Annotated in this window: 2 protein-coding genes and 1 pseudogene; all 3 read right to left on the reverse strand. The window is 66.3% G+C overall.

Annotated elements, in window-relative coordinates:
- A partial coding sequence (locus tag JCM12296_RS46755; protein ID WP_246805328.1) for an Hsp70 family protein occupies positions 1–416 on the reverse strand: 416 nt, incomplete at its 3' end.
- The gene (locus tag JCM12296_RS46760) at positions 316–849 is read right to left on the reverse strand and encodes a hypothetical protein (RefSeq protein ID WP_054702746.1); all 534 of its coding nucleotides are present in this window, start codon (positions 847–849) and stop codon (positions 316–318) included. The genes JCM12296_RS46755 and JCM12296_RS46760, both read right to left, overlap by 101 nt.
- Positions 850–888: 39 nt before the next feature.
- A pseudogene (locus tag JCM12296_RS40820) lies at positions 889–1,530 on the reverse strand (Hsp70 family protein); the annotation flags it as partial.

A 1,530-nucleotide genomic window follows, 5' to 3' on the forward strand; every position in this document is an offset into this window, starting at 1 on the left:
CAGCGCGTCTCCACCGCGCGGGCCAGGGCCAGGTCGACGTTGTCGCCCCCCAGAATCAGGTGGTCGCCCACGGCAATCCGTTCAAAGCGCGGACTGCCGCCCGCAACGGCGTTGAGGGTCACCAGGGTCAGGTCGGTGGTGCCGCCGCCGACGTCACAGATCAGGATCAGTTCGCCGGGCTGGACGATGGTCTGCCAGTCCTTCTCATGCCGCATGAGCCAGCTGTAGAAGGCTGCCAGGGGCTCTTCCAGGAGAATCACGTCGCGCAGTCCGGCCAGACCGGCGGCCTCCAGGGTCAGTTCGCGGGCCACCTCGTCAAAGGAGGCAGGCACGGTCAGGATCACCCGCTGGTTCTCCAGAAAGCGCTCTTCCTCGCCGCCCCAGGCATGGTTCCAGGCGTTGCGGATATGGGTCAGGTAGGCGGCGCTGGCCTGTACCGGCGACACCTTGACCACCTCCGGGGGGGCGCCCCAGGCAGGATGCGGGCATGGCGGTCGACCTTGCCGTGGCACAGCCAGCTTTTGGCCGAGGCGACCAGTCGGGCGGCACGTGGGCACCGTGGTCGCGGGCCAACATGCCCACGAAAGAATCCTCGGTCGTCGGCCAGGGGTGCCGGATGGCCGCCGGGTCGATGTCATAGGGGCCGGGCAGGTAGAGAAAGGAGGGCAGCACCGGTAGCTGCGCGAATTCCCCCAGTCCGGTCAGTTGGGGAATTTCCAGCAACGTGATGTCGGTTTTGGCCTCTTTGGAGGCGACCGGATCGACGTGGGCGACGGCCGAGTTGGTGGTCCCCAGGTCGATGCCGACGATGGACGGTCCGGCCGGCGGTGGATCGGGAATGGGTGACATATGCGCTTACCGGATGTTTACGGTTATAAGGCCGCTTGGCTATTGTTCGCGGACATTGAACTCCAGCCGCCAGCGGCGATCGTCGACGGTGGAGACGCACCATAGCTCTATCGTGCCCACTTCGGTGACATGCAGTTCGAGGGTCACGGGAATCGATTGGCCCGCCTCGCCCTCGAGGGTCGTCTCCAAGGTGGTGATGGGTTCGATTTCGCCGCTCCAGTCCTCCACGACGGTGCCCAAGGGGTCGTCGGTGCGGACCGTCGAGCCGAGGAAGTCGAAGGTTGCCGATTCACCCACCAGAAGCACGAATTCGCTGTCCGAAATGGCTGCCGTGGTGCCTTCTTCCGTGCCGAAGGGGGCCACGCAAAGCGCCTTGGTTGGCGACGGCAGACCGGGTACCGCCGGCATGGAGGCGGCGATGCCGATGTAGTACGATCGTCCCAGACCGCCGCGGATGCGGATGCCCTTGCCCTGCCGGGCCAGTCCGTAGCAGGCGGCGCCCTTGGCCACGGCCAGGTCGAAATCACGCGTGGGCAGCTCGGTGATGGAGACCTGGGGGGACCAACCGTTCAGGACCCCAAGGATATGCTCGCGCAGCAGGCCGGCCTTCATCACCCCGCCGTTGAACAGGACTGCCGTGGGCGCGGCCGGTTGGCCGTCGACGGGATGGCGACCGAGGAA

It is taken from the genome of Desulfosarcina cetonica JCM 12296 (genome assembly GCF_001311845.1).
Classification (GTDB): domain Bacteria; phylum Desulfobacterota; class Desulfobacteria; order Desulfobacterales; family Desulfosarcinaceae; genus Desulfosarcina; species Desulfosarcina cetonica.

Bases quoted from the DNA above. Each gene is read 5' to 3' on its own strand.
- JCM12296_RS46760 (WP_054702746.1), bottom strand. From the start codon at position 849: ATGTCACCCATTCCCGATCCACCGCCGGCCGGACCGTCCATCGTCGGC.